The following is a 12,448-nucleotide window of genomic DNA, read 5'->3' on the forward strand; positions in this document are numbered from 1 at the left end:
TTTGGAGCGGGAAACGAGGCTCGAACTCGCGACCCCAACCTTGGCAAGGTTGTGCTCTACCACTGAGCTATTCCCGCTTTATGCTTTCACACTTTTTAGCTAAGCTACATCGTTGCTATGCCGATCCGTAGATTGGCGTCCCATAGGGGGTTCGAACCCCTGTTACCGCCGTGAAAGGGCGGTGTCCTAGGCCTCTAGACGAATGGGACACTTGATTGCCTTCGCTGTGTAAGCGGGTGCGTATATTACTGTTACAAAGCGGAAAATCAACACCTTTTTTTAAATACATGTAATCTAAGCGAAAAAAAACGCTTTCATGGCTAAAAACACACCAGGAGTTCACTCTTATGAGCAAATTGTTACTTGGATCGGTTATTTTTGCAGCAATGGCACTTCAAGGCTGCGCCAACACAACTCACACTATCAACATAGAACCTAAAACCTTCATTGCAGATCAACAATATAGCAATCAACACCAAATTCACTACTCAGTGAAGCCTTTTTCAGTTAACAAAATAGGCAATATCAAAACAGGCATCGGTGAAAAAGCGACTATCGTTGTAGGCAACAACGTACGCTCTGCATTAGAAGCTTCCTTGAGCAGCAAATTAGCCGATTATGGATTTCAATCAAATCAGGGATCTTTGCCCGCGACACTCTTTATGATCGAGCTGTCTAATTTAAGTTACACAACACGTACCATCGCACTAAAAACCGAAGCCACATTAATTGCTGACATTAAAGCAACCGTTGTGAAAGGCGATCAAACATACAGTGCCAATTTTAAATCAGAGAAAATTGATCAATATGGAACGCTTCCGGATCGAGAGGTCGTAGAAGAAGAAATTAATCAATTACTCGGCAAAACCATTGATCGTGCCTTTCATGATAAAAAACTGATCGCACTTTTAAGCTATTAAATAGGCATATCGACTAACTACTATAGATAAGTAGCTTTCTTTCGTAGTTAGTCGACTGTATGAGGGATTAAGAAGTAGGCTCTTCAGGTTTGAAATCAAGGGACGCTGAATTTACACAGTAACGCACTCCCGTTGGTTTTGGCCCATCAGGAAAGACGTGACCAAGGTGTGCCTCACATTGGTCACAAACGATCTCAACGCGGCGCATCATCCACGAGTTATCGACAACTTCTTTAATGTTCTGTTTATCAGCATCATAAAAGCTTGGCCAACCCGACCCCGAGTTATACTTTGTACTTGAATCAAACAAGTGCGCCCCACAACAAACACAGAAGTAGCTGCCGGCTTCGTAAAATTTTTCGTAGCGCCCAGTAAATGCTCTCTCAGTGCCTTTCTTGCGTACTATTTGATACACTTCTTCAGATAGACGTTCTTTCCACTGCTCGTCGGTAAGTGCCTTGAATTGAGAAGTTTTTTGATCATCGCTCATAATAAAGACTCCGAATTAACGTCTTGAAATTATAACTGATTCCATCACTAGATATGAGGAAGCGTGGTGCAAATACGTAAATCTAACAAACTCGCCAATATTTGCTACGAAATCCGAGGCCCTGTCCTCAAAGAAGCCATGCGTATGGAAGATGAAGGCCACCGCATTCTTAAGCTAAACATCGGCAATCCTGCGCCATTTGGGTTTGAAGCGCCGGATGAAATACTTGTGGACGTTATTAAAAACTTACCGAATGCACAAGGCTACTGTGAATCAAAAGGCTTATTTTCTGCACGCAAAGCCGTCATGCAAAAATATCAAGCACTGGGCATTCGTTCTGCTAACGTTGAAAATGTATGGATGGGCAACGGTGTCAGTGAGTTGATCGTAATGGCCATGCAAGCTTTGCTTGATGATGGGGATGAAATTCTTATTCCTGCGCCAGACTACCCACTTTGGACAGCGGCTGCGACACTCTCAGGTGGATATGTTAAGCATTATCTATGTGATGAAGGTGCAGGTTGGCAACCAGATATTGCCGACATTAAATCTAAGATCACCAACAAAACAAAAGCACTTGTCATCATTAACCCAAACAATCCTACTGGCGCGGTTTACTCCGAAGCCATTTTAAAAGAGTTGGTTGCGTTGGCTGAAGAACATGGATTGCTGCTGTTTTCAGATGAAATTTACGATCGTATTCTGTATGACGGTGCCAAGCACATTCCAACAGCGTCATTGACTGAAGGACGTGTGCCCTGCGTAACATTTGGTGGCCTTTCAAAAGTGTATCGTACAGCAGGCTTCCGTTCTGGCTGGATGATTATCACGGGGCCTACTAGCGGCATTGAAGACTACATCTCCGGCATCGACATGCTAAGCTCTATGCGCTTGTGTGCCAATGTACCCGCTCAACACGCGGTACAAACTGCATTAGGTGGCTACCAGACAATTGACGAACTCACAGCGCCTGGCGGCCGCCTGTACGAACAGCGCAACCTCGCTTGGGAAATACTGGATAGCATTCCTGGTGTGCACTGCCATAAACCTGAAGGCGCACTGTACTTATTTCCTCGACTTGATCCAAAGATGTATCACATCAAAGACGATGTAGACATTGCATTGCGATTCCTAAAAGAAGAGAAGGTGCTTTTGGTACATGGTACGGGCTTTAATTGGCCCACCCCGGATCACTTACGCATCGTGTTTTTACCTCACGTCATCGAACTGCAACCAGCAATGGAACGCTTTGCTGCTTTCTTATCTCGTTTGCGCAACTAATTAGCTCTTGAAAAGGAACTAACTGCCCCTATGATGCTCCATAGTACTTTCACTCTGGAGCATCACTATAATGCGTATTATGTTATTCCTTTTAACCAACATTGCAGTTCTGGTCGTTGCCAGCATTGTATTGAGTGTTTTGGGCGTTGAGCGCTACATATCTGGTAGCGGTTTAAATCTAACTTCTCTACTGATCTTTTGTGCTGTGTTCGGCTTTACTGGCAGTATCATTTCCCTACTACTCTCAAAGAAAATGGCGAAATGGGGTTCCAAAGCGCAAACAATTGAACAGCCAAACAATCATAAAGAGCAATGGCTATTAACTACGGTGCAAGAGCTAGCTAATGAAGCAGGCATCAAAATGCCTGAAGTAGCGGTATTCCCAGCACACGAAGCCAACGCTTTCGCAACAGGCTGGAATAAAAATGACGCTTTGGTAGCCGTTTCAAGTGGCATGCTAGATCGCTATCCGCCTGACGAGATCCGTGCCGTCATGGCTCATGAAATCGGCCACGTAGCTAACGGTGATATGGTCACTTTGACGCTGATTCAAGGCGTTGTGAACACATTTGTTATGTTCTTTGCCCGTATTGCTGGCTATGCCGTCGATCAGTTCTTGCGCCGCGATGACGAAGGTGAAGGGTCTGTTGGCTGGGGATACTACATTGCGACAATGGTGTTTGAGATTTTATTCGGTATTTTGGCAAGCATGATTGTGATGTGGTTCTCGCGTTACCGCGAATTTCGTGCCGATGAGGCTGGTGCGCGTCTAGCAGGAAAAGGCGCAATGATTGCAGCACTTGCCCGCATCCAAAGCGAGCACGAAGTATCTCACATGCCTGATACCATGGTGGCTTTTGGTATTCGCCGCGGACGCAAATCCAGCTTTGGTGAGCTTTTCTCAAGCCACCCACCCATCAACGACCGAATTGCCGCGCTGCAAAAACTTTAACTGAAATCATTCACATAACAAAAAAGGTCCTTAACGGACCTTTTTTTAGCTGTATCAGAACCTATCGCTGCTTTTTAGCCGTCGCATCTAAAATATATGCCAACAATGGAATGCCCTGCTCTTTCTCAATGTTGTTGAATTTAATGCCATACACATACATATATTCAACCCCCATGCGCGATAAAAAAGCATTATCGGCAATGCTCGCCTGAAGCTGTTCCATCATTTGAATTTCTTGGTTACGAATCTCACAATCCAATTTAAGGATATGCTTAAATTCGCCTATCTGTAGGTTTAGTGCGAGTTTCATGGTTTGATTGACCGAACCAAAATCCTCCTTTGACACAATCTTACAACCACCTGTACTGAGGTCGACGACCACGCCAGTTGATTGACTATAGATTGGTTGCTCGCCATTCGGCTCGAGAGAGCAAATTAAGCGCGCCTCAACGCGCACCGCTTGACGTACTTCAGAGGTCTCAACATATTCAGGGTAAGCGATATGCAAATGCCCTGCAGGCTCTAGAAAGCTTTTGGCAATCTTAGTCGAAAATGCACACACTGAAGTGGCTGACATCAAACGCACATTTACAATCTGATTGTCGCGCACAATGATATTTTTGCCATTCACTTTTGGGCAGGAAACAATTAATGATCTGCCCGGAATACGACCTAATACGCGCACTGAATAACGACCAGGAGGCGAAATAAACTCAATTTGAATATTCGTCCCCATTGGGACGACTATATCTTTAAAATCAACCTGAGTGACTTCCGCCATCACAACTCCTACTGACTATTCTGAAGAAAACCTAGTGCATGCAATTCACGCGAATACTTAGGATGCTTCACTAAAGTGGTATTAAACTCATCACGCTCAACATAATTTTTGCGTAGCCAATCAAAGCCTCTATCCATACCACTCGACATCACATGTTTAAATCGTGAACTGTCACGGGCAACATCGAATATAGATTGAATGGCACGCGCGATGGTTTCATCTCGTTCGAGGCTTGAATTCATCTTTATTTCACAAATACTACCCTGACTGATCGCGTCAGCAAAACTACTTTTTGGCGAAATATCAAAGAATTGGCAAACGGACTGATAAATATACCACGTGCCTTTTTCTCGTCCTTGCTTGCTATAGCCTGCAATGTGCGGGGTAGCAATATCACACAGCGCAGCCAACTCCATATTAGGATGGGGCTCACCTAGCCAAACATCTATCGCTAAGTTTAGCTTACCGTCTAAAGCATGGAACTGCTTGATCAATGCAGGTTCATTAATCACACCACCACGACCCGCGGAAATAATAGTCTGGCCAGATTTTAACTTGTTGACATATTCATCACTGATCATATCAAAGCTTGGGTACAAGCCCGCCTTAGTTAACGGTGCGTGTAAACAGACAACATTACAATCCATAACATCTTTCAAATCTGTCAGCGCGACACCTGGGACACTTTTCTGCAAGAAGGGATCATAAGCGACCACTTCACAGCCTAGTGCAACGAAACGTGATGCCACACATCGACCTACGTTCCCCTGCCCCACCACACCAATGCGGGCATCAAGCCAACGCACACCTTTGGTCATATACAAATATGACAACGCACTGAAAACATAATCTGCGACCGCATCTGCATTACATCCCGGCGCACTGTTAAAGCCAATGCCCTGTTCGGTCAAATAATTCGTATCAATATGATCTGTACCAATCGTCGCGCTGCCAACGTACTTAACGGGCGTCCCACTTAATAATGCCTCATTAACTTTAGTAACCGAACGTACGAGCAGAATATCCGCATCCATGAGTTGTTCTTTTGTTAGAGACCTTCCGTTTACAAGTGTAACGTCCCCTAAATCGCTAAATAATGAGACAACATTAGGCATGTTCTCATCGGCAATAATTTTCATGGCATTCTCTTAAATGGTGCAACAGACTTGCAGCAGGTGCTTGATAATGATTGGTATACAGAGCTTCGGCATACGTTAATACCCGCTCAGGTATGTCGCTATCGATTAACGTACGAACTTTTTCTAACACTACGTTCCGAAATGGCTTTGCATCGTAATCAGGCAATGCCAGATTATCGACACTGACCTCAAAACTCATTGCGCAAGCCCAATGAAAAATGCACTCGTAAGCTTGCGGCTGAACTTCGAAGCGCTCGAATTCTTTTTGCTGTTCTAGGCTACGTCCATCTTCTGCATACCAATAGCCGAAGTCATCCTGCTTGCGACGCTCATAACCCGCCACACACCAATGACTCACTTCGTGCAAAGCACTGGAAGGGTAATCATAGCGATATTGAATTTGGCTGATACCTTGAGGGTCTTTTGCTAGATAAAAAGGCTCATCAAAACCGCCTTTTAAGACGGTGCTATAAGCAGAAAAAAAGACGTCGTGAAACGTCTTTTCTAAAAAACTTGCGTTCACATTTTCTCTCTAAATCTAAGCCTTCGTGCCCACACGAAGGCTTAAACGTGGCTTAATGATTAACCACGGTAGTAACGTGATGGGAAGAAAGGCATTTTTGCTGGTGTTAATGGAATAAGTTTACCACGTAACGATGCAAAAAGCGGCTGATCTAAACGGTCAGTTTGTACATACGCCATAACAATTGGCTTGCCAAGAGAAGGAGCAAAACCGCCACTGGTCACGGACCCTGCAAGATTACCTGCTTCCGTTACGATATCAACACCCTCGCGAACGGGCGCCTTACCATCGACAATGAAGCCAACACGTTTACGCGAAACGCCTTTGGTAAATTGACTTAAGATCACATCTGCACCGACAAAATGACCTTCACGCTCTCCACCTGCTCGGCGAACTTTTTGAATGGCCCATGTTATAGACGCTTCAACTGGCGTTGTTGATTGATCCATATCATGACCGTATAAACACAAACCAGCTTCTAAGCGAAGTGAGTCACGAGCACCAAGACCAATCCATTCAACTTCATCGTACGCCGTTAATGCCGCACAAAATTCAATCGCGGCGTTATTTGGCACAGAAATTTCGTAACCGTCTTCACCTGTATAGCCTGAGCAACTAACCCAAAGCTCGATACCGTTCCATTCAAGCTTAGTCGACTGCATAAACAATAGATCTTTAAGCTCAGGTAAAACTTGAGCGGCCACTTCGCGTGCTTTCGGGCCTTGCAAAGCCACAAGAGCACGGTCAACAACCTCTACTTCTGTTGTAGGTAGATTGTTTTTAAGGTGAGCTATGTCTTGCTCTTTACATGCAGCATTGACCACCATGTAAATCTCATGGTCACCAAGATTCGTAAACATTAGGTCATCTGAAACACCGCCATTGGTGGTCGTAAACACACCGTAACGCTGATGATTTAATTCAAGACCAAGTACATCAACTGGCAGCAATGCCTCAAGTTCTGTCTTGACGTTATCGCCACGTAAAACGATTTGTCCCATATGCGACACATCAAATAGACCCGCAGAATCACGTGTCCATAGGTGCTCTTTCTTCACCCCCAATGGATATTGAACTGGCATCTCGTAGCCAGCAAATTCGACCATGCGCGCGTCAGCATCTACATGCGCTTGATATAAAGGAGTACGTTTCATGAGCACCTCTGGTTAACAATGAATCTATTGTGTGTGTTTCCAATCGGAAACAAAGTATCTTAGTAAATTTTATTGATTGCAACTATATGATACAAACCACTACGTTTAATCGGCTGAACGCGTAAACTCTATGGAAGAACAAAATAAAAAGATTCGCGTGATCAATTTTTCTCTTTGCGACATTTTTCGAAAAACTTCAAATTTTGTTGGAGCAGACGTGTTTCCAATCGGAAACTTTTTGTTTATGATGCAGAAATCTCATAACAATGCAGATGATTAGTACGAAAGGTGAGATGATCTTTTTTCACTTCATTTGTGTATACAAATGCTAGAATAAACGTCGTCTCTGGATGTCATCGACATGAATATTCAAATAAGAGGATCTTAACATGGCTAACACTGAAGCCTTTTTCAGCCAAGCACTTAAAGACCGCGATGCTGAGCTATACGCCACTATCGTAGAAGAACAAGAACGCCAAGAAACAGGCATCGAACTTATCGCTTCTGAAAACATCGTATCTAAAGCGGTTATCGAAGCTCAAGGTTCTGTTCTTACGAACAAATATGCTGAAGGCTACCCAGAAAAACGTTACTACGGTGGTTGTGAAGCCGTTGACGTTACTGAACAGCTGGCAATCGACCGTGCTAAACAACTGTTCGGCTGTAATTTCGTAAACGTTCAGCCTCACTCAGGTGCACAAGCGAACGGTGCAGTATTCCTAGCACTTCTACAGCCTGGTGACACAATTATGGGTATGTCACTGTCTTCTGGTGGTCACTTGACTCACGGTGCAGCGCCTGCTCAATCTGGTAAATGGTTCAACGCTGTTCAGTACGAAGTTAGCCCTGAAACTCTGTTAATCGATTACGATGCACTAGAAGCAAAAGCAATCGAAACTAAGCCTAAGCTTATCATTGCTGGTGGTTCTGCTATTCCACGTCAAATCGATTTCGCTCGTTTCCGTGAAATCGCTGACAAAGTTGGCGCACTACTAATGGTAGACATGGCACACATCGCAGGTCTTGTAGCGACAGGCGTTCACCCAACACCATTCGGTCACGCACACGTTGTAACAACGACAACTCACAAAACTCTACGTGGCCCACGTGGTGGTATGATCCTGACTAACGATGAAGCCATCGCTAAGAAGATCAACTCTGCAGTATTCCCTGGTTACCAAGGTGGCCCACTAATGCACGTTATCGCTGGTAAAGCGGTTGCATTCGGTGAAGCTCTTAAACCAGAATTCAAAGACTACATCAACCAAGTTGTAGCAAATGCTAAAGCACTTGCAGAAGTAATGGTTGAGCGTGGTTGTGATATCGTTACTGGCGGTACTGACACGCACCTAATGCTTGTTGACCTTCGTCCGAAAGGCCTTAAAGGTAACGCAGCAGATGCAGCACTAGAACGCGCTGGTATCACTTGTAACAAAAACGGTATTCCTTTCGACACTGAAAAACCAATGGTCACTTCTGGTATCCGTTTAGGTACACCTGCAGCGACTTCACGTGGTTTCGGTGAAGAAGAATTCCGTAAAGTAGGTCACCTAATCAGTGACGTTCTTGACGGTCTAGTAGAAATGCCTGAAGGCAACCCAGAAGTAGAAGCTCGCGTAAAAGCAGAAGTACAAGAGCTTTGCAAACGCTTCCCTCTATACCGCTAATTCGCTCTCGCCCGAGGTGATCCCTCGGGCTACTTAATAGGAAAGATCGCCATGAGCAACATTCCATCAAACTTGAAATATGCAGACTCACACGAATGGGTCCTAGACAACGGTGACGGCACAGTAACTGTTGGCATCACGGATCACGCCCAAGAACTTTTAGGTGACGTTGTTTACCTTGAACTTCCAGAAGTGGGTGCTGAAACTACTGCCGCAGAGCAATTCTCACTTGTTGAGTCTGTAAAAGCCGCATCAGATATCTATGCCCCTGTATCAGGCGAAGTAGTTGAAGTAAACGAAGCTTTGGACGATTCTCCAGAACTTGTTAACGAATCTCCTTTCGAAGATGCGTGGATTGCAAAAATCAAGCTTAGCGATCCTAGCGAACTAGACAAGCTAATGAACGCAGACGCGTACGCTAGCTCTATCGAGTAATCGATACCAACACCCCTACTCCGTAGGGGTGTTTTATAACTCTCCCCCATTTCTTGCAATTTCTTTTATAGGTGACTTTCCATGACTTCGTGTATCCGCGATTTGTTAGGCAAAGACGAATTCATTGCGCGCCACATCGGACCTGATGTGAACGAGCAATCATCGATGCTCAATTCTCTAGGCTATGACTCCTTAGACAAACTGATTGAGAACACCATTCCAAACGCGATCCGTTTGGCCAATCTTGACATGTCTAAGCAGCCAGTCAGTGAATTCGAAGCACTAACGCAGCTAAAAGAAATTGCAGGGCGCAATAAGATTGCCCGCAGTTACATCGGCATGGGTTACCACGACACATTCGTACCCACTCCAATCGTACGCAACCTGCTAGAAAACCCTGGCTGGTATACCGCTTACACACCTTACCAACCAGAAATCTCGCAAGGTCGCTTGGAAGCATTGTTGAACTTCCAACAAGTGATTATTGATTTAACGGGTATGGAAATTTCAAACGCGTCTTTATTAGACGAGGCAACAGCCGCGGCAGAAGCTATGACGCTTATGCAGCGCTCCAGCAAAAAGAAAGTGAGCACAGTATTTGTTGCCAGCAATGTTTTGCCGCAAACCATCGACGTTGTCAAAACACGTGCAGAGTTGTTGGATTTTGAAGTCATAGTAGATGACCTAGAAAACCTAACAAACTACGATGTCTTTGGTGCCATCCTACAGTACCCTGGCATCGATGGTAGTGTTACTGATCTAACCGATGCAATCAACCAAGCTCATGAACAAGGCGCCTTGGTAACCACTGCGGTGGATCTGTTGTCTTTGGTTCTATTGAAATCTCCTGCTGCGATGGGTGTTGACATCGTAGTCGGAAGTGCTCAGCGCTTTGGTGTACCGATGGGCTTCGGTGGCCCACACGCTGCTTTCCTAGCGACAAAAGACAAATTCAAACGCTCTATGCCAGGTCGCGTTATCGGTGTATCAAAAGATAGCCATGACAAGCCAGCATTACGTATGGCAATGCAGACTCGTGAACAGCATATTCGTCGCGAGAAAGCGACATCCAATATTTGTACAGCTCAAGCGTTACTGGCCATGATGGCGGGCTTCTACGCGGTTTACCATGGCCCTGACGGTCTAAAGAGAATTGCGTCACGTGTTGCCAGCTTCACCAGTATTTTTGCCAAAGCACTTAAAGGCACTTACTCGTTCAACGGCACGCATTTTGATACTTTGGTAGTCAAGACACTTGATAAAACCGATGAAATCCTAAAAAGCGCTGCGGAAAAGAACATCAACTTGTACCATGCTAGCAGCACTGAGCTATCACTTTCGTTCAGTGAAACCAGCACCGTTGAAGACCTATACAACCTAGCAAGCAGCTTCGGCGTGGAACTTTCTGAAGACCTATTAGACTCAGAAGTAGACTTCGGCATAGAAGAAAGCATGCTACGTGACGATGCGATCCTAACGCATCCAGTATTCAATACGCATCACAGCGAAACAGAATTAATGCGCTACATGCGTCAGCTGGAAGTTAAAGACATCGCTTTAAATCAAAGCATGATTCCACTGGGTTCATGTACGATGAAGCTAAACTCCGCTTCGGAGATGATCCCTGTAACGTGGGAAGAATTTGGTCGCATCCACCCATTCGCACCAAAAGCACAAGTATCAGGTTACCAAGCACTGCTTAACGACCTAATCGCGATGCTTTCTAAAGCGACTGGCTACGACACAATTTCATTGCAACCAAACTCTGGTGCGCAAGGGGAATACGCAGGTCTAATCGCGATCGACAAATACCACAAATCTCGTGGCGACGATCAGCGTGACATCTGTTTAATTCCAAGCTCTGCACACGGCACTAACCCAGCGTCAGCTGCGCTAGCAGGCATGAAGGTTGTGATCGTTAAGTGTGACGAGAACGGTAACATTGACGTTGCTGATCTGACTGAAAAAGCAGAAAAGCACGCAGACAACCTAAGCTGTATCATGGTGACTTACCCTTCCACTCACGGTGTGTTCGAAGAGCAAATCCGTGACGTATGTGACATTGTTCACAATCATGGTGGCCAAGTATACATCGACGGCGCAAACTTGAATGCCCTAGTAGGTATTGCACCTCCAGGTAGCTTTGGCGGCGATGTATCGCACTTGAACCTACACAAGACATTCTGTATCCCACACGGTGGTGGTGGTCCAGGTATGGGTCCTATCGGTGTTAAATCACACCTAGCGCCATTCCTACCAGGTCACTCTGTGTCGCCTGTGGTACAGAACGAAACGCAACACGGTGCAGTTTCTGCCGCGCCTTATGGTTCTGCAAGTATCCTAGTGATTACTTGGATGTACATTAAGATGATGGGCGACCGTGGTCTACGTGATGCGACGTTCAACGCGATCCTAAACGCGAACTACATAGCGAAGCGTCTTGGTGAGCACTACCCTGTGCTTTACACGGGTAAAAATGGCACGGTAGCACACGAATGTATTATCGACATTCGTCCGATCAAAGCAGAGTCAGGCATTTCTGAAGAAGACATTGCGAAGCGTCTAATGGACTTCGGTTTCCACGCGCCAACCATGTCATTCCCAGTAGCTGGTACACTGATGATCGAGCCGACTGAGTCCGAAAGCCGTGATGAGCTAGACCGTTTCTGTGATGCTATGATTCAGATTCGCTCTGAAATTGCAAAAGTACAAGCGGGTGAATGGCCACTGGAAGACAACCCACTAGTACACGCACCACACACAGCGGCTTGCTTGCTTGAAAGTGACTGGTCACACGCCTACACACGTCAAGAGGCAGCTTATCCTCTACCATGGATTCAAGCACGCAAATACTGGCCACCAGTGGGCCGTATCGACAACGTATACGGCGACCGTAACTTGTTCTGTGAGTGTCTACCAGTAGAAAGCTACCAGAACTAATCTCTGGCTAGTTAAGACATTAAAAAGGCGAATCCGAGGATTCGCCTTTTTCGTTTTGTAAGAGCCGACTGTGTCCCGCGATTCGCTCCTGTAGGAAATGAGATGGACCCGCCCTCCTAACTATGTGCCATGCTTAATGTGCAAACCAAGCAAACCGGCATTTAAG

11 protein-coding genes and 2 tRNA genes are annotated in these 12,448 nt (G+C 45.4%); 6 read left to right on the forward strand and 7 right to left on the reverse strand.

What is annotated here, in order from left to right; translation table 11 throughout:
* Nucleotides 1–2: 2 nt before the first annotated feature.
* A tRNA-Gly gene (locus tag AYW76_RS18365) sits at nt 3–77 on the reverse strand.
* A gap of 56 nt (nt 78–133) precedes the next feature.
* Nucleotides 134–209, reverse strand: a tRNA-Glu gene (locus AYW76_RS18370).
* Between the two features lie 138 nt (nt 210–347).
* Here AYW76_RS18370 and AYW76_RS18375 point away from each other — a divergent pair.
* Nucleotides 348–920, forward strand: coding sequence for a YajG family lipoprotein (locus AYW76_RS18375; RefSeq protein ID WP_067223973.1), 573 nt, complete (start codon nt 348–350; stop codon nt 918–920).
* Nucleotides 921–987: 67 nt separating this feature from the next.
* Here the strand turns inward: AYW76_RS18375 and msrB are convergent, their stop codons facing one another.
* Nucleotides 988–1,410 carry a peptide-methionine (R)-S-oxide reductase MsrB gene (gene msrB, locus AYW76_RS18380; RefSeq protein ID WP_067037921.1) on the reverse strand — a complete coding sequence of 141 codons (423 nt, stop codon included), beginning with the start codon at nt 1,408–1,410 and terminating at the stop codon, nt 988–990.
* Between the two features lie 66 nt (nt 1,411–1,476).
* Here msrB and AYW76_RS18385 point away from each other — a divergent pair, with 66 nt between their 5' ends.
* Nucleotides 1,477–2,691, forward strand: coding sequence for a pyridoxal phosphate-dependent aminotransferase (locus AYW76_RS18385; RefSeq protein ID WP_139084547.1), 1,215 nt, complete (start codon nt 1,477–1,479; stop codon nt 2,689–2,691).
* Between the two features lie 67 nt (nt 2,692–2,758).
* Nucleotides 2,759–3,643: a protease HtpX gene (htpX, locus tag AYW76_RS18390; protein ID WP_067223976.1), complete on the forward strand. Its 885-nt coding sequence runs from the start codon at nt 2,759–2,761 to the stop codon at nt 3,641–3,643.
* Nucleotides 3,644–3,704: 61 nt separating this feature from the next.
* On the opposite strand, the gene AYW76_RS18395 is transcribed toward htpX, so the two are convergent.
* From AYW76_RS18395 to gcvT, 4 genes are read right to left on the reverse strand one after another with little or no spacing between them, the layout of a single operon-like run.
* Nucleotides 3,705–4,424, reverse strand: a complete 720-nt coding sequence (locus AYW76_RS18395) for a flagellar brake protein (protein WP_067037915.1) — start codon at nt 4,422–4,424, stop codon at nt 3,705–3,707.
* Between the two features lie 8 nt (nt 4,425–4,432).
* On the reverse strand, nt 4,433–5,563 hold the full coding sequence (locus AYW76_RS18400) for a 4-phosphoerythronate dehydrogenase (protein WP_067223979.1): 1,131 nt from the start codon (nt 5,561–5,563) through the stop codon (nt 4,433–4,435).
* Nucleotides 5,544–6,086, reverse strand: a complete 543-nt coding sequence (locus AYW76_RS18405) for an elongation factor P hydroxylase (RefSeq protein ID WP_067223981.1) — start codon at nt 6,084–6,086, stop codon at nt 5,544–5,546. The genes AYW76_RS18400 and AYW76_RS18405 overlap by 20 nt, the downstream gene beginning before the upstream one ends.
* Nucleotides 6,087–6,145: 59 nt before the next feature.
* Entirely contained in the window at nt 6,146–7,240 is a 1,095-nt protein-coding gene (gcvT, locus tag AYW76_RS18410; RefSeq protein ID WP_067223984.1) for a glycine cleavage system aminomethyltransferase GcvT, read from the reverse strand.
* Between the two features lie 389 nt (nt 7,241–7,629).
* On the opposite strand from gcvT, the gene glyA reads away from it, so the two are divergent.
* From glyA to gcvP, 3 genes are all read left to right on the forward strand, one after another.
* Nucleotides 7,630–8,907, forward strand: a complete 1,278-nt coding sequence (gene glyA / locus AYW76_RS18415) for a serine hydroxymethyltransferase (protein ID WP_067223987.1) — start codon at nt 7,630–7,632, stop codon at nt 8,905–8,907.
* Between the two features lie 51 nt (nt 8,908–8,958).
* Nucleotides 8,959–9,342, forward strand: a complete 384-nt coding sequence (gene gcvH, locus AYW76_RS18420; protein WP_067037905.1) for a glycine cleavage system protein GcvH — start codon at nt 8,959–8,961, stop codon at nt 9,340–9,342.
* Nucleotides 9,343–9,423: 81 nt separating this feature from the next.
* Nucleotides 9,424–12,282 carry an aminomethyl-transferring glycine dehydrogenase gene (gcvP, locus tag AYW76_RS18425; RefSeq protein ID WP_067223990.1) on the forward strand — a complete coding sequence of 953 codons (2,859 nt, stop codon included), beginning with the start codon at nt 9,424–9,426 and terminating at the stop codon, nt 12,280–12,282.
* Nucleotides 12,283–12,448 lie beyond the last annotated feature (166 nt).

Source organism: Marinomonas gallaica (assembly GCF_001639745.1).
GTDB lineage: Bacteria > Pseudomonadota > Gammaproteobacteria > Pseudomonadales > Marinomonadaceae > Marinomonas > Marinomonas gallaica.

What these genes read in the sequence shown, in the direction of transcription:
- AYW76_RS18400 (WP_067223979.1), bottom strand. Translation starts at nt 5,563, where the DNA reads ATGAAAATTATTGCCGATGAGAACATGCCTAATGTTGTCTCATTATTT.
- AYW76_RS18395 (WP_067037915.1), bottom strand. Translation starts at nt 4,424, where the DNA reads ATGGCGGAAGTCACTCAGGTTGATTTTAAAGATATAGTCGTCCCAATG.
- glyA (WP_067223987.1), top strand. Translation starts at nt 7,630, where the DNA reads ATGGCTAACACTGAAGCCTTTTTCAGCCAAGCACTTAAAGACCGCGAT.
- gcvP (WP_067223990.1), top strand. Translation starts at nt 9,424, where the DNA reads ATGACTTCGTGTATCCGCGATTTGTTAGGCAAAGACGAATTCATTGCG.
- gcvT (WP_067223984.1), bottom strand. Translation starts at nt 7,240, where the DNA reads ATGAAACGTACTCCTTTATATCAAGCGCATGTAGATGCTGACGCGCGC.
- msrB (WP_067037921.1), bottom strand. Translation starts at nt 1,410, where the DNA reads ATGAGCGATGATCAAAAAACTTCTCAATTCAAGGCACTTACCGACGAG.
- gcvH (WP_067037905.1), top strand. Translation starts at nt 8,959, where the DNA reads ATGAGCAACATTCCATCAAACTTGAAATATGCAGACTCACACGAATGG.
- AYW76_RS18375 (WP_067223973.1), top strand. Translation starts at nt 348, where the DNA reads ATGAGCAAATTGTTACTTGGATCGGTTATTTTTGCAGCAATGGCACTT.